Origin of the sequence: Paraburkholderia hospita (assembly GCF_002902965.1) — a bacterium.
Taxonomy (GTDB): Bacteria; Pseudomonadota; Gammaproteobacteria; order Burkholderiales; family Burkholderiaceae; genus Paraburkholderia; species Paraburkholderia hospita.
Genome location: NZ_CP026105.1, coordinates 1541615 through 1558390 on the forward strand (window position 1 = coordinate 1541615; position 16776 = coordinate 1558390).

14 protein-coding genes are annotated in these 16776 nt (G+C 62.7%); 8 read left to right on the forward strand and 6 right to left on the reverse strand.

All coding sequences use genetic code 11. From position 1 onward, the window contains the following. The first annotated feature begins 142 nt into the window (after nucleotides 1-142). Together C2L64_RS06905 and C2L64_RS06910 are read left to right on the forward strand one after the other, a co-directional pair. Nucleotides 143-1333: an NAD(P)H-dependent flavin oxidoreductase gene (locus tag C2L64_RS06905; protein WP_090836023.1), complete on the forward strand. Its 1191-nt coding sequence runs from the start codon at nucleotides 143-145 to the stop codon at nucleotides 1331-1333. A 96-nt stretch (nucleotides 1334-1429) separates the two neighbouring features. Beyond that, nucleotides 1430-2071, forward strand: a complete 642-nt coding sequence (locus C2L64_RS06910) for an OmpW/AlkL family protein (protein ID WP_090836024.1) — start codon at nucleotides 1430-1432, stop codon at nucleotides 2069-2071. Nucleotides 2072-2191: 120 nt separating this feature from the next. Here C2L64_RS06910 and C2L64_RS06915 read toward each other — a convergent pair whose 3' ends face one another. The 3 genes from C2L64_RS06915 to C2L64_RS06925 form a co-directional block, all read right to left on the reverse strand. After that, a complete protein-coding gene (locus C2L64_RS06915) occupies nucleotides 2192-2395 on the reverse strand; it encodes a DUF1289 domain-containing protein (protein ID WP_007588292.1) in 204 nt (67 codons plus the stop codon). A 102-nt stretch (nucleotides 2396-2497) separates the two neighbouring features. Continuing rightward, the gene (locus C2L64_RS06920) at nucleotides 2498-3862 is read right to left on the reverse strand and encodes a phospholipase A (RefSeq protein ID WP_090836058.1); all 1365 of its coding nucleotides are present in this window, start codon (nucleotides 3860-3862) and stop codon (nucleotides 2498-2500) included. A gap of 321 nt (nucleotides 3863-4183) precedes the next feature. Beyond that, the gene (locus tag C2L64_RS06925) at nucleotides 4184-5485 is read right to left on the reverse strand and encodes an Nramp family divalent metal transporter (protein WP_079485125.1); all 1302 of its coding nucleotides are present in this window, start codon (nucleotides 5483-5485) and stop codon (nucleotides 4184-4186) included. Between the two features lie 550 nt (nucleotides 5486-6035). On the opposite strand from C2L64_RS06925, the gene C2L64_RS06930 reads away from it, so the two are divergent. From C2L64_RS06930 to C2L64_RS06945, 4 genes are all read left to right on the forward strand, one after another. After that, nucleotides 6036-7136: a polyamine ABC transporter substrate-binding protein gene (locus C2L64_RS06930; protein ID WP_007588295.1), complete on the forward strand. Its 1101-nt coding sequence runs from the start codon at nucleotides 6036-6038 to the stop codon at nucleotides 7134-7136. A gap of 115 nt (nucleotides 7137-7251) precedes the next feature. Then, the gene (locus C2L64_RS06935) at nucleotides 7252-8415 is read left to right on the forward strand and encodes an ABC transporter ATP-binding protein (protein ID WP_007588297.1); all 1164 of its coding nucleotides are present in this window, start codon (nucleotides 7252-7254) and stop codon (nucleotides 8413-8415) included. Beyond that, nucleotides 8412-9341: an ABC transporter permease subunit gene (locus C2L64_RS06940; protein ID WP_039901441.1), complete on the forward strand. Its 930-nt coding sequence runs from the start codon at nucleotides 8412-8414 to the stop codon at nucleotides 9339-9341. Before C2L64_RS06935 ends, C2L64_RS06940 begins: the two co-directional genes overlap by 4 nt. Continuing rightward, entirely contained in the window at nucleotides 9341-10159 is an 819-nt protein-coding gene (locus C2L64_RS06945) for an ABC transporter permease subunit (RefSeq protein WP_007588301.1), read from the forward strand. Before C2L64_RS06940 ends, C2L64_RS06945 begins: the two co-directional genes overlap by 1 nt. 93 nt (nucleotides 10160-10252) lie before the next feature. On the opposite strand, the gene C2L64_RS06950 is transcribed toward C2L64_RS06945, so the two are convergent. Beyond that, nucleotides 10253-11665 (reverse strand): methyl-accepting chemotaxis protein, encoded by a 1413-nt coding sequence (locus C2L64_RS06950; protein WP_007588303.1) that lies wholly within the window; start codon nucleotides 11663-11665, stop codon nucleotides 10253-10255. 485 nt (nucleotides 11666-12150) lie between these two features. Between C2L64_RS06950 and C2L64_RS06955 the strand changes: the two genes are divergently transcribed. Then, the gene (locus C2L64_RS06955) at nucleotides 12151-12924 is read left to right on the forward strand and encodes a class I SAM-dependent methyltransferase (RefSeq protein ID WP_079485128.1); all 774 of its coding nucleotides are present in this window, start codon (nucleotides 12151-12153) and stop codon (nucleotides 12922-12924) included. Nucleotides 12925-13129: 205 nt separating this feature from the next. Here the strand turns inward: C2L64_RS06955 and C2L64_RS06960 are convergent, their stop codons facing one another. Beyond that, complete coding sequence (locus tag C2L64_RS06960) at nucleotides 13130-14623, reverse strand: flavin-containing monooxygenase (protein ID WP_090836025.1); 1494 nt, start codon at nucleotides 14621-14623, stop codon at nucleotides 13130-13132. A 200-nt stretch (nucleotides 14624-14823) separates the two neighbouring features. Here C2L64_RS06960 and C2L64_RS06965 point away from each other — a divergent pair, with 200 nt between their 5' ends. After that, the gene (locus C2L64_RS06965) at nucleotides 14824-15450 is read left to right on the forward strand and encodes a TetR family transcriptional regulator (protein WP_007588310.1); all 627 of its coding nucleotides are present in this window, start codon (nucleotides 14824-14826) and stop codon (nucleotides 15448-15450) included. 53 nt (nucleotides 15451-15503) lie between these two features. On the opposite strand, the gene C2L64_RS06970 is transcribed toward C2L64_RS06965, so the two are convergent. After that, entirely contained in the window at nucleotides 15504-16739 is a 1236-nt protein-coding gene (locus tag C2L64_RS06970) for a tetratricopeptide repeat protein (protein ID WP_090836026.1), read from the reverse strand. Between the last annotated feature and the right edge of the window lie 37 nt (nucleotides 16740-16776).

Here is a 16776-nt window from a genome sequence, read left to right on the forward strand (position 1 = left end):
GCACAACCGATGACGAAGCGCAACGAAAGCGCGTGTCGATAACCGGCACGCGCTTTTTGTTTGACCTCACGCAAGATGCTGCATTGGCCAGTTGCGACCATCGAGGCTTTTCGTCGAATCCCACCGACGACGGAGGCCTCTCATGTTTCCTTCCCATCCGTTTGCGCCGCTCGTGATTCGCGGGCGATCGCTGTTGCCCATCGTGCAGGGCGGCATGGGTGTCGGCGTGTCGGCGCACCGGCTTGCGGGCAGCGTGGCGCGCGAAGGCGCGCTCGGCACGATCGCCAGCATCGATTTGCGCCATCACCACGCCGACCTGCTCGAACGTTGCCGCGCGACCCCCGACCGCGCGACGCTCGAAGACGCGAACCGCGTCGCGCTTACACGTGAGATCCGTGCCGCACGAACCCTCAGCGAAGGGCGCGGCATGATTGCCGTCAACGTGATGAAGGCGGTCAACGCGCATGCGGACTATGTGCGGATCGCCTGCGAGCTGGGCGCGGACGCGATCGTCATGGGAGCCGGTCTGCCGCTCGATCTGCCCGACCTGACACAAGGGCGCGATATTGCGTTGATCCCGATTCTGTCCGATAGCCGGGGCGTCGGCGTGGTGCTCAGGAAGTGGATGAAGAAAGGCCGCTTGCCCGATGCAATCGTGATCGAGCACCCGGCGCACGCGGGCGGTCATCTCGGCGTGACGAATCTCGACGACATGCACGATGCGCGTTTCGAGTTCACGCGAGTACTGCAGGAAATCGACGAGATCTTCACTTCGCTGCAGATCAGCCGAAGTGAAGTGCCGGTGATCGTTGCAGGCGGCATCAACAGTCATGAAGCGGTGCGCGCGTGTCTCGAAGCCGGCGCGAACGGCGTGCAGATCGGCACGCCGTTCGCCGTCACCGAAGAGGGTGACGCCCATCCGAACTTCAAGCGCGTGCTGGCCGATGCGACGCCGGACGACATCGTCGAATTCGTCAGCGTGACGGGCTTGCCGGCGCGCGCCGTGAAGACGCCGTGGCTCGAACGCTATCTGCGCAACGAGTCGCGCATCCGCACAAAAATTGGTGCGCTCAAACGCGCATGTCCGACTGCACTCGAATGCCTGAGTGCATGCGGTTTGCGCGACGGCATTGAAAAATTCGGTCACTTCTGCATCGATACGCGTCTTGCGGCTGCACTGCGCGGTGACGTGAACAACGGCCTGTTTTTTCGTGGACGCGAAGCATTGCCGTTCGGCACTGCAATCCGCAGCGTGCGCGATCTTCTCGAACTGCTGCTGACAGGCGTGGCGCGACCGGCTGTCGCAGGGCGTCTTGCGTTTTCGCTGGGTTGACGGGGGTCAAAGAGCGCGTGTAGGGGAACTTCGACAATGCTCTCGCGCACGATGCTTCGCACCTCGCGCAACCACACAAGAAAATCAGGGTAGCTTATGAACAAAAAAATTCGATCGATCGGGGTCGCGCTGTGCACAGCCGGGCTGGCGCTGATGACTTCGCACGCATTCGCCGCGGACACCGACACCTCAGGCATTCATGCCGGCGACGTGCTCGTGCGCCTGCGCGCCATCAGTATCATGCCGCAGGTGCGTACGAGCGACACGCTGTCCGCGCTGAACGTCGACGTCAACAACGCGATCGTGCCTGAAATCGACTTCACATACATGATTCGCGACAACATCGGCGTGGAACTGATTCTCGGCACGTCGCGGCATCAACTGACTTCGAATCTCGGCGACCTGGGCGGCGTCAACGTGCTGCCGCCGACGCTGTTGCTGCAGTATCACTTCAATCATCAGGGGCAGGTTCGGCCGTATGTCGGCGCGGGCGTGAACTACACGTACTTCTACAACGACGGCCTGCATGCGGGCGACCAGCAGATTTCGGTCAAGCGCAGCAGTTTTGGTCCGGCACTGCAGATGGGCGTCGACGTGCAGTTGACGAAGTCGGTGTTCGCCAACGTCGATGTGAAGAAGGTCTGGATGAAGACGGATGCATCGCTCAATGGCGCATCGCTCGGCACGCTGCATATCGATCCGTTGATCGTCGGCGTCGGTGTCGGGATGAAGTTCTGATCGCCTTCCGTCTCAACGATCATGCAATGAAAAACGCCGGCTCGTCATGAGCCGGCGTTTTTGCTTATCGGATCAGTGCATGTGCAGTCAAGCGGTGCGTCCGCCCAACAGGCAAATGCATCACAGCTTGTCGAACTTGAACCGCATCGCCGTGCCTTCGCGCTCGATGCGCGTCCAGACGGAGCGCCTTTCCTCATCGGTCAGAAACACCCAGTTCGACACTTCCGTCGCCGTGCGGCCACACCCTTTGCAGATTTCGTCGAAAAGCGTCGAGCAGACGCCGATGCAGGGGCTGTCGGGAAGGTCGTGCAGATTCGATGACATCGAGATACCTTGAACGGGAAATGCGTGCGGTCCGCTATGGTAAACCAAAAGCGCAGTCGGCTTCCGGCACCCATTTCGCGTTTGGCCGACATGCATTGAACTTCATCGCGCGATGCTGTAGCCGATGCGCGCCATCCAGTGCTGACGCTTGTTGTAGTCGAGCAGGTCCTCGCCGTAGCCGTTGAAGTAGCCGACCCATAGATAGCCACCCCATGCACTGCTGCCGAGCAGCTTGGCCAACGGGTAGGTCAATTGCGTGTCGACGCTGCCGTACCAATGTTTAGTGCCCTTGCGTAGCGTCGTCGCGAGTTGCCAGCCGTCGGGGCTCCCGTACTTGATCAGCAGGTCGACGTAGCCCCGGTAATCGGCAATGTCCGGGTTGTTGCTCGTGCCGAGGTAGAAGTAGACCTTCGGCGACACCTCCAGGTGCGTCGAGTTCAGGTCGCCGAATTCCCATGTCGGCAGCACGAACACGGTGTTGAGGCTGCGCGAATCGTCGCCTGCGAGGCCGTTCGATTCATGTCCGATACCCGCGGCGATGCCCATGCGCGTGAACCACTCCGAGCGCACTCCCGTGTCGGGGATGTAGTAGAAGAGTTGGGGCATGTAGCTCGTGTCGCGGAATGGGCGCGACTCGGCGGACAGATCCCAGATCGACATCTGCGTGTATGCGAAATACAGGTTGTCGAGGAAACGCTTCGAACGAAGATCGTCGGGCAACAGCAGCCGGTACTTGAAGCTGAGTTGCAGGCGCGCATTGGTGTCGCCGTTGTGGCCGACGGCAAAGTACATCGGCTCGTAGTACGAGATGCGGGAGAGCGCGGCGCGGCCCGCGTTCATCAGTGCGTCTGCGGCGGGCGAGGCGACTTCCGTGCTCGAAGCCGGCGTCACCGCGGCGGCCGCGCTCGCGGTTTGCGCGGGCGTTGCCGCCTGCATTTCCGCGCGCTCGGCCTGCACGATTCTCTCTTCGCGCGGGCCCCGGTTGATCGCGACGAGCGTGGGCGATGCGTCGAAGCCAACGGGATCGATACGCACCTCACCGCGTGCCCACGCAGGCCAGGGCGCTGAGTAGCGCACCTTGCGGAACTGGCCGGGTGACAGATGCAGCGCGTCGGACACGCCGGGCTCGCGCGTGAGTTCGAGCGGTTGCGGCGCGATGTCGCCGTTGGTGAGCGTGACGCGGATCGTCGCCGGCAAGGTCAGGTCGAGCGGCGCGTTGTCGTCGGCGGAGCAGAGAAGGGTGATCGACAGCGGTTCGTCGAACGCGGCTTCACGCAGCGGCGCGAGCATCGACGTCGTCGCGTGCACGCAAGGCGCGGTAAGGCCGAGCGATGTCGCGATCGATACGACAAAGGCGAAGCGGATGCGGACGATACGGGTGATCGCGTGATGCAACCAGGATGGCAGACAGGAAAGCGACAGGCAGGCAAGCGAGGCGAAGCGGCAAGACAAGGCGTTCAATGGCATGAGCGGTCGTCCTTTGCTATTGCTTGTCGGCGGCTTGTCGGCAGCGAACTTCATGCACCCAGTGCCTGGCACGATCGTGCACGCTGCAGAACCGGCGACGACGCGACGTGCAACGAGCTTCGTATGCATTGCCTTGCATTGCACTTCGCGGTACGCGTCCGCAACGTATTTCATGCCGCCGCGCAATCGCGTGCAGTGGATCGATGCAGCGAGCCGACGCAGATCGCGATCAAGTCATTGTAAAAGACGACTTACAAAGCGCAAGCTGCACGTGCGCATGCAGTGAACCGGCGGCACTCCAATGCATCTGGACGCGCCCATTCAACCGGTCGCTGTTTCCCAGATCAACGCGCCATTCAGTGCAATGATGCCCGCCGCGCATATCCACGCGAGCACGAGCGGCACGCCGCGCACGCGCCAGCTGTGCATCAGCTGGCTGTCCGACCCAAAGCGGATCAATGGCACGACGGCGAGCGGCAGTTGCAGGCTCAGCACCACCTGGCTCGCAACCAGCAACTGCGCCGAGCCATGCGGCCCAAACAGGCCGACGGCGACGAGCGCCGGGCCGATCGCCAATGCGCGCGTGAGTAGCGCGCGTTGCCAGCGTGGCAGCCGGATCTGCAGGAAGCCTTCCATCACCGCCTGACCCGCGAGCGTGCCCGTCACGGTCGCGCTCAGGCCGCACGCGAGCAGCGCAGCCGCGAACAGGATAGCCGCCCAGTGCGAACCGACGATGGGCGCGATCAACCGATGCGCATCGGCAAGGTCAGTCACGGTGCGGTGGCCGCTCGCGTGGAAGACGGCCGCCGACACGACGAGCAGCGCCGCATTGATCACGAAAGCCAATGAAAGCGCGCTGAAGGTGCCGAAGTTGACGCCGCGCAACGCATCGGCGATGTCGGCGTCACTGGTGGAGTGCGCATGCGTTTTGACGAGCGCCGAATGCAGATACAGGTTGTGTGGCATCACCGTCGCGCCCAGAATGCCTGCCGCGAGCCACACCATGCCGGCGTTGCGCAGCAGTTCGGCGCTGGGTGCCGCGCCCGTCAGCGCGGCTCGCCAGTCGGGCCGCGCGAGCACCAGCTCGATCACGAAGCACAGGCCGACGAACAGGATGAGCGCGACCACCACCGTCTCCAGCGTGCGCTGCCCATGCCGCTGCAAGGCGAGCATCGCGAAGGTGCCGACGGCCGACATCAGCACACCCGCCGTCAGCGACACGCCGAACAGCAGCTGCAGCGCGACCGCGCTGCCGACCACCTCGGCGACATCGCACGCGATGATCGCGATCTCGCTCGCCACCCACAGGAACAGCGTCATGCGCCGGCCGGTGCGCTCGCGGCACAGCTGCGCGAGATCGCGCCCCGTCACCACGCCGAGGCGCGACGACACCCACTGCAGCAGCATCGCCATCAGGCTCGACATGATGACGACGCTCAGCAGCGTGTAGCCGTAGCTCGCGCCGCCCGCGAGCGCCGTCGCCCAGTTGCCGGGGTCCATATAGCCGATCGCGACGAGCGCGCCCGAGCCGACGAACGGCAGCCAGGTGCCGGGGCGCGGCGGCTTCGAACCGGGGCGGCGGCGCCGGCGGGACGGATCCAACGCGAACGGGTTCGTGTTCATCGCACTGTGACGGTGAAAGACGCCCTCCACGGGGCAATCGGCATGCCATGCAGTCCGCTGCATCGGGATGCATAGCGATGCGACCACTATCTGGGCTAATTTGACAGTCTATAGTGATGGTGAAAGAGGGTTTGGGGCGGGATGCAGTCCGCTTCAACGGACCTGCACGGCACAGGACGTCTCGATGCAGGAAGCAAGGTTTTTTTCGGGTGGACAGGACGCGATAACCCGATAAAATTGCGGCCAATTTTGCAGCGGCGTGCCGGCTGCGCCGCCCCAGTGCATGTCGGCGGGAAGGCGTGCTGCTGTTTAGCCTCGACAGGCCGCCGATGACAGGCTCGATGCCGGAGCCGCACGGAATCTGCCTGTAAGGCGGAACCCGGCCACGTAACGCCGCGCTGTACCCTTTGCGCGACATCTGGCGGTTTTTTTTGAATCGGGCATCGATTGATGGTAGTTTTCGGGTTTTTCAAGGGTAGCCGCGGGCAGCGCACAGCGGTTTGAAGCGGGGTAAGCGACCGGTTTCGCGCCGGTCAGAACGGAGAACGGAATGAAGAAACGGGTGGTGGGCCAACTGGCTGCGCTGGTACTGTGCGCGACGCCTTTCATGTCGGCGGCGGCAAAAGATACACAACTGAATGTGTACAACTGGTCGGACTACATTGCCAAAGACACGATTCCGAACTTCACCAAGCAGACGGGCGTTCAGGTCAAGTACGACAACTACGATAGCGACGACACGCTGCAGGCCAAGTTGCTGACGGGCAACTCGGGCTACGACATCGTCGTGCCGACCAGCAATTACGCGGGCAAGCAGATCGCAGCGGGCATCTTCGCGCCGCTCGACAAGTCGAAGATCCCGAACCTCAAGTATCTCGATCCGTCGCTGATGGCGCTCGTCGCGGGCGCGGACCCAGGCAACAAGTTCTCGGTACCCTGGGCGTACGGCACGACGGGCCTCGGCTACAACGTCACGAAGGCGCAGCAGATTCTCGGCAAGGGCGTCGCGCTCGACAGCTGGGACGTCCTGTTCAAGCCGGAAAACATCTCGAAGCTGAAGGCGTGCGGCGTCTCCGTGCTCGACGCGCCGGACCAGATGTTCGCGGCCGCACTGCATTACATCGGCAAAGATCCGATGAGCACGAACCCGGCCGACTATCGCGAGGCGCTCGCGATGATGAAGAAGATCCGTCCGTACATCACGCAGTTCAACTCGTCGGGCTACATCAACGACCTGGTTGGCGGCGACATCTGCTTCGCCTACGGCTGGTCGGGCGACGTCGTGATCGCAAAACATCGCGCGGCAGAAGCCAAGAAGGCGTACAAGATCGACTACTACATTCCGAAGGGCGGCGCGCCCGTTTGGTTCGACGTGATGGCGATTCCGAAGGACGCGAAGAACAAGGAAGCCGCGTTGGAGTGGATCAACTACATCGAGACGCCGCAGGTCCACGCGGCCATCACGAACGCCGTCTACTATCCGAGCGCCAACACGGAAGCGCGCAAGTACGTGGACAAGGATGTCGCGAACGATCCCGCCGTCTATCCGCCGGCGGACGTCGTCAAGACGTTGTTCCTGTTGAAGCCGCTGCCGCCTGAAATCCAGCGTCTGCAGACGCGGCTGTGGACCGAGTTCAAGTCCGGCCGCTGACCCGGCAACTGAGCCAGTCCGAGCCAGACGATTGTGCAGTCAAGCATCATCATGAAGCCCTCGGTATCCAGCCGGGGGCTTTGTTCGTCAAATGCAGGGAGAGAAGCAGCAGATCATGAGTGACCAGTCGAACGTGCTGGCAGGGGCCGGCGTGTCGTCCTCGGGCAATTCCGCCGCTGCGCAGGACGCAGCAGACAATTTCGTGCAGATCGTCGACGTCGTGAAGAAATTCGGCGAGACGGTCGCGGTCAAGGGTGTCAACCTGTCGGTGAGGAAGGGCGAGCTGTTCGCGCTGCTCGGCAGTTCCGGTTGCGGCAAGTCGACGCTTTTGCGCATGCTCGCGGGGCTGGAAACAGTCACGTCGGGCAAGATCCTGATCGACGGCGAAGACCTCGCGCAGATGCCGCCATACCGGCGTCCCGTCAACATGATGTTCCAGTCTTACGCGCTCTTTCCGCACATGACGGTCGAAGCGAATGTCGCGTTCGGCCTCAAGCAGGAAGGCGTGCCGAAGGCCGAGCTGAAGGAGCGCGTGCAGTCCGCGCTCGAGCTCGTGCAGATGGCGCGCTTCGCGAAGCGCAAGCCGCATCAGCTGTCGGGCGGGCAACAGCAGCGCGTCGCGCTGGCGCGCTCGCTCGTCAAGCGTCCGAAGCTGCTGTTGCTCGACGAGCCGATGTCCGCGCTCGACAAGCAGATCCGCCAGCGCACGCAAATCGAGCTCGTCAATATTCTCGATACGGTCGGCGTCACCTGCATCATGGTCACGCACGATCAGGAAGAGGCGATGACGATGGCAGGGCGCCTGGCCGTGATGAGCGAAGGCGAGATCGTGCAGCTCGGCACGCCGAACGAAGTCTACGAGTATCCGAACAGCCGCTTCTCGGCGGAGTTCATCGGCTCGACGAATCTGTTCGACGGCAATGTCGTAGAGGACGAGCCGGATCATGTGTACATCGAAACGCCGGACTTGCCGGTGCGCCTGTACGTGAGCCACGGTATCACGGGGCCGCTCGGCATGCCCGTGACGGTCTCGGTGCGCCCGGAGCGCATCGCGCTCACGCGCAAGCCGCCCGAAGGCGCGTTCAACTGGGGCAAGGGTGTCGTCACGAACATCGCGTACATGGGCGGCTACTCGCTGTATCACGTGAAGCTCGACGGGGGCAAAACGGTGATCGCGAACGTGTCGAGTCTCGCGTTGTCGGAAATCGAAACGCCGACGTGGGGCGATGAAGTGTACGTGCGCTGGAGTGCATCGGCGGGCGTGGTGCTGACATCATGAAAAGCGCGCTGCATTCGTTCATGAGGTGGCCCGTGCGCCGCTTCAATCTGACGGGGCGCACGGCTGTCGTCGCGGGGCCGTTCATCTGGCTGCTGCTGTTCTTCCTCGTGCCGTTCCTGCTGGTCGTGAAGATCAGCTTCGCGGACCTGCAGCTCGGCATTCCGCCCTACACGGAGCTGACGTCGTTCAAGGACGGCGTGATTCACATCGCGCTCGACGTGTCGCACTACGCGTTCCTGTTGCAGGACAGCCTGTACTTCGCGACGTATGTGAACTCGGTGGTGGTCGCGGGGATCTCGACGCTGCTGTGCCTGCTGCTCGGTTATCCGATGGCGTATTACATCGCGCGCTCGAATCCCGCCACGCGCAACCTCCTGATGATGGCGGTGATGCTGCCGTTCTGGACGTCGTTCCTGATTCGCGTGTATGCGTGGATCGGCATTCTGAAGAACAACGGCCTGCTGAACAACTTCCTGATGTCGATCGGGCTGATTCATTCACCGATCGAGCTGTATCACACGAACACGGCCGTCTATATCGGCATGGTCTATTCATACCTGCCGTTCCTCGTGATGCCGCTCTACGCGCATCTCGTGAAGATGGACCTGACGCTGCTCGAGGCCGCGTACGATCTCGGCGCGAAGCCGTGGCGGGCGTTCTGGCAGATCACGCTGCCGCTGTCGAAGAACGGCATCATCGCGGGCTGTCTGCTGGTGTTCATTCCTGCCGTGGGCGAGTACGTGATTCCTGAACTGCTCGGCGGCGCGAATACGCTGATGATCGGCCGCGTGATGTGGAATGAGTTCTTCGACAACGCCGACTGGCCGATGGCGTCCGCTGTCACCTGCGCGATGGTGCTGCTGCTGCTCGTGCCGATGGCGTTTTTCCAGTATTCGCAGGCGAAGGCACTGGAGGAGAAGCGCTGATGAAGCCAAATCGTGTATTGCAGTTCATTGCGCTCGCGATCGGCTTCGCGTTCCTCTACGTGCCGATCATCAGCCTCGTCGTGTATTCGTTCAACGAGTCGCAGCTCGTGACGGTGTGGACGCGTTTCTCGACGCGCTGGTACGCCGCGCTGTTGCAGGACGAGGAGCTGATCAATGCCGCGTGGCTGTCGCTGCGTGTGGCGTTGCTGACGGCGTTCGCGTCGGTGATCATCGGCACGTGGGCGGGTTTCGTGCTCGCGCGCATGGGGCGTTTTCGGGGCTTCACGCTGTACACGGGGATGATCAATGCGCCGCTCGTGATCCCGGAAGTGATCCAGGGCATTTCGCTGCTGCTGCTGTTCATCGAAATGGGCAAGTGGCTTGGGTGGCCGGCGGGACGCGGTATCTTCACGATCTGGATCGGCCACGTCATGCTGTGTATTTCCTACGTTGCGATTATTGTGCAGTCGCGTGTGCGTGACCTGCATCCATCGCTCGAGGAAGCGGCACTGGATCTCGGCGCCACGCCGTTGCGTGTATTTTTCTTCATCACGCTGCCGCTGATCTCTCAGGCATTGATTGCGGGCTGGCTGCTGTCGTTCACGCTGTCGATCGACGATCTGGTGTTGTCCGCATTCCTGTCGGGGCCGGGCTCGACGACGCTGCCGCTGGTGGTGTTCTCGCGCGTACGCCTGGGATTGAACCCGGAGATGAACGCACTGGCGACGTTGTTCATTGCAGTCGTCACCGTCGGCGTCGTGGTGGCAAATCACTTCATGCAGCGCGCCGAGAAGCGGCGCCTGGCGATGGCTGTCTAGTTCATCCTCGCCGTTTTATGTCCTTTGCCGGTGCCTGCGTGGGCGCCGGCAAAGCGAGTCTTCATCAGCGGGCTTGATGCGCGATTCCCGCTCTCAGATTCGATATCCGATCCGCAATCCGCCCCAATGCCGGCCGTTGACGAAAATGGGTGCTGACGCGTCCTTCATCAGTGCATATTCGCCGCCGCCCATGTCGCGCCGGTAGGTTTGCAGCAGGAAGCGTTTCGTACTGGTTCCGGCAGCGAGGCCGGTACGGTCGTTGAACATTCGTCGGTTGCGGCAGTTCGCGGCATTCCAGACGGGGTCGCCACGCTGCGGCTGCGAGAACTTGAGATTGTGGGTGGGCAGGTAGCCGCGCGCGTCGACGGCTGCGCAGAACGCGACGCGCGGGTCGAGTTCGAGCATGGGTTCCTGGATCAACGGCAGGACGCGGTCGGTGAGGTCGGTAAAGCGCGTCATGAACTGCTGCGGATTCGTGCCCGGTACGGGCACGTAGCGATCGTCGAACAGGTCGTTCATCGTCAGTTCGCCCCGCGCGACAGCCGCTTCGAACAGCTTGCCGGCTTTTGCGGCAGCCTGTTCGACGGCATCGATGAACGGTGTGTCCGCCGTTGCAACGCCCGTGGCCGCCGTCAGTTCGATCAGGTTCTCCGATACGCCGAGCAGATTGCCGAGCCGGTTCTTTGCCTGCACGAAGTTTTCGCCGGAATGTTCGACGTCGGTGGCAATATCGAGCACCTGCGACTCGAATGCATTGCATTGCTCTTCGATTTCGCCGGACAGCGTCGCGATCTGGTTCGCCTCTGCATGCAATTGCGTGATCGCGTGACCTGTCGAATGCACGACGTCGCCGATCATCCTCGTGCCTTCGCGCACCCGCTGTGCGCGAGCTGTGTTCTCGGCGCCTTCGGTAATCAGGCGCTCGGTCTGCTCGGTGAGTTGCGCCAGCGTCGTTTCGATCTGACCCGTTGCCTGCGCGGTTTTCGCCGACAGCGTCTTCACCTCGGCGGCGACCACCGCGAAGCTCTTGCCGAATTCGCCCGCACGCGCGGCTTCGATCGCGGCATTCAGCGCGAGCAGATGCGTCTGGCGCGCGATCAGCGATATCTCTTCCGACACGCGGCTCACGTGCGACAGCGCCGCGCGCAATGCGCCGATCTGGCTCTCGATCACCGTCACGCCTTCGACCAGCCCATGAATATCCGACAGCGACGCTTCGAGCGTCTGCCGCGAGGTCTCGACGTCACCCGCTGCCTGCGCCGTTACCGTGCGCATTTCGCGGGCTGCGGCGGCGATGCGGTGATTGCCGGTGAGCGTCGCCGCCGCAGACTGGCGCAGCGTCTGGCATACGTCGGCTTGCCGTTCGACGCGGGTGGCGACCTCTTCGATATGACCGGACACGTCGCAGATCTCGATGCCGAGCTTGCCCGCCTGCGCGGCGATATCGCCGACAACGGATAAGGTGCCGCTGCGGCGGCGCCGGCGGCGATTGAAAAAGCCCGTCATGGTCAAGTCTCCTGAACGGCGCGGCGCTGGCGCACGCCGACCTGGTATCCGTTTAATGTGTGCGAGTTCATGTAGCGAGCAGGGCGACACGCACTGGTCAGCATCCGGCAGATGAACTGCGGCACATGAATTGCACGTCGTCGTACACGCTTACGGTTTCTCAACGGCTCCTTACGGAACTGCTTGATAGGGACTATCCCGCAGTCGAATCGGTTAGGATCGCCGGTGGCCGCGCGCAAGCCGTGCCACATGCCTGTCGAATCCGCCAACCAATGACTGATGATTGAATCCTTCGCGCGCGTCTCGGGCTGGGAACAGCTGTGGTATCTATGGGAACTGATCGTAATGGTCTGCAAGTTCCTGTGGGGCCTGCTGCGTCTGTTGGGCGGCGGCTGAAACTGAAGCAGAACGCGATGCACTGTCACGCGGCGCAGGGTGAACTGCAGTAAGCTGAAATCCATTTCATCCCGGTAAGCCGCCCACCGATGACCGACGATTCCACCCAGCGCTTCACCGACCGCGTCACCGACTACGTCAAATACCGGCCGGGCTATCCGGGCGAAGTTGTGACCTTCCTGCATACGACATGCGGGCTTGCCGAGGGCGCACGGGTCGCCGACATTGGCGCGGGCACGGGCATTTCGTCAAAGCTCTTGCTCGATGCTGCGCACCCCGTCGTAGCCGTCGAGCCGAATCAGGCGATGCGCGCAGCCGCCGACGCATGGCTTGCCGGGTACGCGGACTACACGAGCGTCGCGGGCACGGCGGAGGCGACTACACTGGACAGCGCGAGTGTCGATCTCGTCATCGCGGCGCAGGCGTTTCACTGGTTCGATCCGGCGACAGCGCGACGCGAGTTCGCGCGCATCCTGAAGCCGCGCGGTCTGATCGCGTTGATCTGGAATAGCCGGCTACTGGACGCGACGCCTTTTCTTGCGGGCTACGAAGCGCTGTTGCAACGTCTCAGCGTCGACTATCAGGCTGTGGCCGAACGCTATGCGGATGACGAATCAATGGCTGTCTGGTTCGGCGACGCGCTGGCTCACAAAGCGCGTTTCCCGAACGCACAGCGGCTCGACTTCGAAGGCGTTAAGGGGCGGCTGATGTCATCGTCCTATGCACCGAAGGCCGGGCATCCGAATCATCAACCGATGCTGACGGCGCTGCGTGAGCTGTTCGACCGTACCGCGCAAGATGGCACGGTCGAGTTCGCGTACGAGACACGCGTGTATGTCGGATATGCACAGGACAACCGCTAGACCTGCAACGGAGTGCGTCCGGTCGGGAACTGAGCGAGAAACTCGCGGAGGTCCTGTAGCACGCGCTGTGGTGCATCCTCCATCGGGATGTGTCCGAGTTAATCGAGGCGCGCAGCGAGCGACCGACGTGGCAGCGGCGCGCGCGTCGTCTGCGTCGTTTCGACGTTCTTCATGTTTTCGTCTCCCTGTTATTGGACTGCCTGAATTACTCTCGCTCCTGATCTGAGTACACGTATTCGGCGCTGCGCACGCGACGTGTGCGCCGACGGAAATTGAATGTGAAGCGCGGCCAGATTGCCGTGATCTTGCCGCTCTTCGTCTGATACCAGCTGTGGCAGCCGCTCGCCCAGACAGTTCGCTGCATGTCGCGTTGCAGGCTTGCGTTGAATGCGCGCTGTACGTCGGCACGAAGATTCATCGTGCGGGCGCCGCGACGGTGCAGTTCGCGCAGGCAATCGGCAATGTATTGCACCTGTGACTCGATCATGTAGATCATCGAGTTGTGCCCAAGGGCCGTGTTGGGTCCGGCCATCATGAAGAAATTTGGAAAGTCCGCGATGCTCGTGCCGAGATACGCTTCGGGTCCGTCGCGCAGCCAGAGTGCACCGAGATCGGCGCCGCCGAGTCCCGTCACGTCGAATGGCGCGCCGACGTCGTTCACCTGAAATCCGGTGCCGCAGATGATCGCATCGACCTGATGATGCGCGCCGTCGGCCGTCACGACGCCGTCATGCACGATGGTGCGGATCGGTGTCGTCACCACGTCGACATTCGGCTGGCTGAGTGCCGGATAGTAGTCGCTCGATAGCAGCACGCGTTTGCATCCCAGCCTGTATTCGGGTGTCACTTTGGCGCGCAGTGCAGGATCTTTCACCCGTCGTTCGAGGTAGCTGCGCGCGAATTTCATCGCCGGGTTCACGAGCTTCGGGTTGACAAAGAATCCGAGGCCGCGCGATTCCATCTGCCAGTAGATCGCGCTGCGCACGCAGCGTTGCGTGAACGGCAGGTGTTTGAAAAGCCAGCGCGCACGTTCGCTGACCGGCTTGTCAGGCTTGGGCATGATCCACGGCGCGGTGCGCTGGAAGAGCAGCATCTGCGCGACACGCGGCTGGATTCGCGGGATGAACTGGATCGCGCTGGCGCCGGTGCCGATGACGGCGACGCGTTTGCCTTCGAGTGGATAGTCGTGGTCCCAGCGCGCCGAATGAAATATCTTGCCACCGAACTTATCGAGTCCGTCGATCCGCGGAATCGCCGGTCGCGATAACAGCCCGATCGCAGAGATCACTGCATCGGCCTCGACGGTTTCATGCACGCCATTGCGCGCGATATCGAGCCGCCAGACGAGCCGCGCCTCATCGAAACGCGCGGCCATTACGCGTGCATTGAACTGCATCGCGCTGTCCACCTGATACTTGCGTGCACAATGCTTCAGATACGCAAGGATCTCGTGTTGATGACTGAACGCCCGCGACCACGACGGGTTCGCTTCGAATGAAAACGAGTACAGATGCGACGGCACATCGCATGCAGCACCTGGATACGTGTTGTCGCGCCACGTGCCGCCCAGATCGCCGGCCGCTTCGTAGATCGTGAACGATGTAAATCCCATGCGCTTGAGCCGGATCGCCATGCCGATGCCAGAGAAGCCGCTTCCGATAATCGCGATACGCATCTCAGCACGATGGGGTGAAGGCATGGGTTCAACGCTCCAACGCATCGTCGAAGTCTGCAAACTCTCCGATGCCGAATAAGATAAAAGTTGATTTGTCTACATCCGTCTACGACGGTTAAAGCGCAGGGTAGACAACTGTACACAGTGCGTCAAGATCGTTGTACAGTGCTGGCTCCAAGGCCATGACATTGCATTGGCCGTCATGCGTCGTTAAACGGAAGCTCATGCAATCCGCATCGGAACTGGAACTCGCTCCCGGCAAGCGCAAGCTGATCGAGGCCGCGTTGCGCCTGACAGCGGGCGGCCGCAGCTTCGCGAGCCTTGGGCTGCGCGAGCTGGCGCGCGAGGCGGAACTCAACCCCAACACGTTCTATCGGCACTTCGACACGCTCGACGATCTCGCGCGCGAAGCCGTCGAATCGGTCAGCCGCCGCCTGCGCCCGATGCTTCGGCGCGAACGATGGCTAGCCGCGCACGACGAGCCGCACAGCGTGCCGCGCCGCGCCTGCGTGGCTTTCTTTGCGTTTGCGCTGGAAAACCGCGAGGCCTTTCTGAGCGCGCTAGCCGAGTATCACGGCACGTCGCCGGCGTTGCGCGAGGCTGTACGAGTGAACCTGAACGAGGTGTCGGCGGAAATGGCCGAGGACGTCGTGCAGTTGAACCTGATGCCCGCGTTGCCACGCGAAACCATCGAGGAAATCTGCACGCAGATCGTGCTGCAGCTTTTCCATCTGTCGCATGAATTCATCGGCAATGCCGCGCAGCGTGAGTCGTTGATCGACTATGCGGAGCGTTTCATCGTCAGGCTGTTTGCGGGCGCCGTCGTCCTCGCGCAGCATGAGGCGCAATGAGAAAAGGGCTCCGTGAGGAGCCCTTTGCGTTTCATGCGGACGAGGTGAATCGGTCAGGTGTCGTTCCAGCCGCCCGAATCGTCGTTGCTGCCCATATCGACACCGCCGCCGCCATTGCCGCCGTCGCTCCAGTCGTTCGAGCCCTGGCCGAAGTCGATCGAGCCTGCATCGTTGCCACCGCGCTTGCGCGATTCGTCGTCGACGATCACATCGCGTTCGATCACGCGGTCGCGGCCTGAGTTGAGCGCTTCACCGAGCAGCACGCCCGTCAGCAAGCCACCCATGCCGCCGCCGAAGCCGCCGCCTTGCTGGACGATGACGGGCGGCTGCTGTTGCTGCGGCGGATACGGGTAGGGCGCTTGCGGATAACCGGGCGGGTAACCTGGCTGCTGGCCGCCGCGTCCAAACGCCGTGTCCGCTTCGCGTGCGTAGGAAGAGTCGCCCATGCCCGCCGGCGCGGCAGGCGCCGCATTCGGATCAGGCCGGCCTTCGGCGCGTGCCTTGAGGCTCGCCACCTGCCGTTCGAGGTCTTCGATCTGATACGGCGGCACGGGGTTCTTGCTATTCGACAGCGCTTCGACCAGCTGACGCAGTTGTGTCTCCGCGCCTTCGACTTCGCGTTCGAGCGCATCGTGTCCCGGTGCCGTCGACAGCTTCACGTCGAGCTTCAGCGAGCGCACGTCGTTGAGCAGATCGGTTGCGCGTTTGAGTTGCGCGCGACGGTCGTCGGTGGCGCGCGTGTCGTCCTGCGAGCGCGCGCGGCGCAGCGTCCAGCGCAGGATCAACGCGATCGCGCCGATCAGCACGACGATGCCGATCCACATGCCCATTGAAGGACCATGCCGCTCGGGCGCCGGCTGGAACGCCGACGGTGTGGCGGGCGCGGATTGCTGCTGCGCGAATGGATTGCCGGTGCGATGCGTGACGCCGCCACCGGCGCCACCGCTAACACGCGCGGCGTCCGAGCGCAGACGCGCTTCCGTCTGCGCGAAGCGGGCGGGGTCGGTGAAGCGAACCTGCGGGTCGAGCGTTTTCGCCTGTTGAAGCTGCGCGAGCGCTTCGGCGGGGCGGCCTTCGCGATCGAGCACCTGCGCGTACAGGTAGTGCGCCCGGGCGCTGTCGGGATGCGCCTTCAGCACCTCGTTCAACTGCGAGTCGGCCTTCTGCCAGTCGCCCTGTTGAATCGTCGTTTCGATCTGCGTCGCCGTCGGCAACGCGAAGGCGGAGCCAGACACGAGCATCAGCGAAAGCGTCAGGGACACACCGGCTGCTGCGAGGAGTTTTTTCATGATGCGGGCCGGGCGGATTGACGCCCGTCTCCTTGAC

Excerpts from the sequence above, each read along its gene's own strand:
- C2L64_RS06905 (WP_090836023.1), top strand. The coding sequence starts at position 143 with ATGTTTCCTTCCCATCCGTTTGCGCCGCTCGTGATTCGCGGGCGATCG.
- C2L64_RS06910 (WP_090836024.1), top strand. The coding sequence starts at position 1,430 with ATGAACAAAAAAATTCGATCGATCGGGGTCGCGCTGTGCACAGCCGGG.
- C2L64_RS06915 (WP_007588292.1), bottom strand. The coding sequence starts at position 2,395 with ATGTCATCGAATCTGCACGACCTTCCCGACAGCCCCTGCATCGGCGTC.
- C2L64_RS06920 (WP_090836058.1), bottom strand. The coding sequence starts at position 3,862 with ATGCCATTGAACGCCTTGTCTTGCCGCTTCGCCTCGCTTGCCTGCCTG.
- C2L64_RS06925 (WP_079485125.1), bottom strand. The coding sequence starts at position 5,485 with ATGAACACGAACCCGTTCGCGTTGGATCCGTCCCGCCGGCGCCGCCGC.
- C2L64_RS06930 (WP_007588295.1), top strand. The coding sequence starts at position 6,036 with ATGAAGAAACGGGTGGTGGGCCAACTGGCTGCGCTGGTACTGTGCGCG.
- C2L64_RS06935 (WP_007588297.1), top strand. The coding sequence starts at position 7,252 with ATGAGTGACCAGTCGAACGTGCTGGCAGGGGCCGGCGTGTCGTCCTCG.
- C2L64_RS06940 (WP_039901441.1), top strand. The coding sequence starts at position 8,412 with ATGAAAAGCGCGCTGCATTCGTTCATGAGGTGGCCCGTGCGCCGCTTC.
- C2L64_RS06945 (WP_007588301.1), top strand. The coding sequence starts at position 9,341 with ATGAAGCCAAATCGTGTATTGCAGTTCATTGCGCTCGCGATCGGCTTC.
- C2L64_RS06950 (WP_007588303.1), bottom strand. The coding sequence starts at position 11,665 with ATGACGGGCTTTTTCAATCGCCGCCGGCGCCGCCGCAGCGGCACCTTA.
- C2L64_RS06955 (WP_079485128.1), top strand. The coding sequence starts at position 12,151 with ATGACCGACGATTCCACCCAGCGCTTCACCGACCGCGTCACCGACTAC.
- C2L64_RS06960 (WP_090836025.1), bottom strand. The coding sequence starts at position 14,623 with ATGCCTTCACCCCATCGTGCTGAGATGCGTATCGCGATTATCGGAAGC.
- C2L64_RS06965 (WP_007588310.1), top strand. The coding sequence starts at position 14,824 with ATGCAATCCGCATCGGAACTGGAACTCGCTCCCGGCAAGCGCAAGCTG.
- C2L64_RS06970 (WP_090836026.1), bottom strand. The coding sequence starts at position 16,739 with ATGAAAAAACTCCTCGCAGCAGCCGGTGTGTCCCTGACGCTTTCGCTG.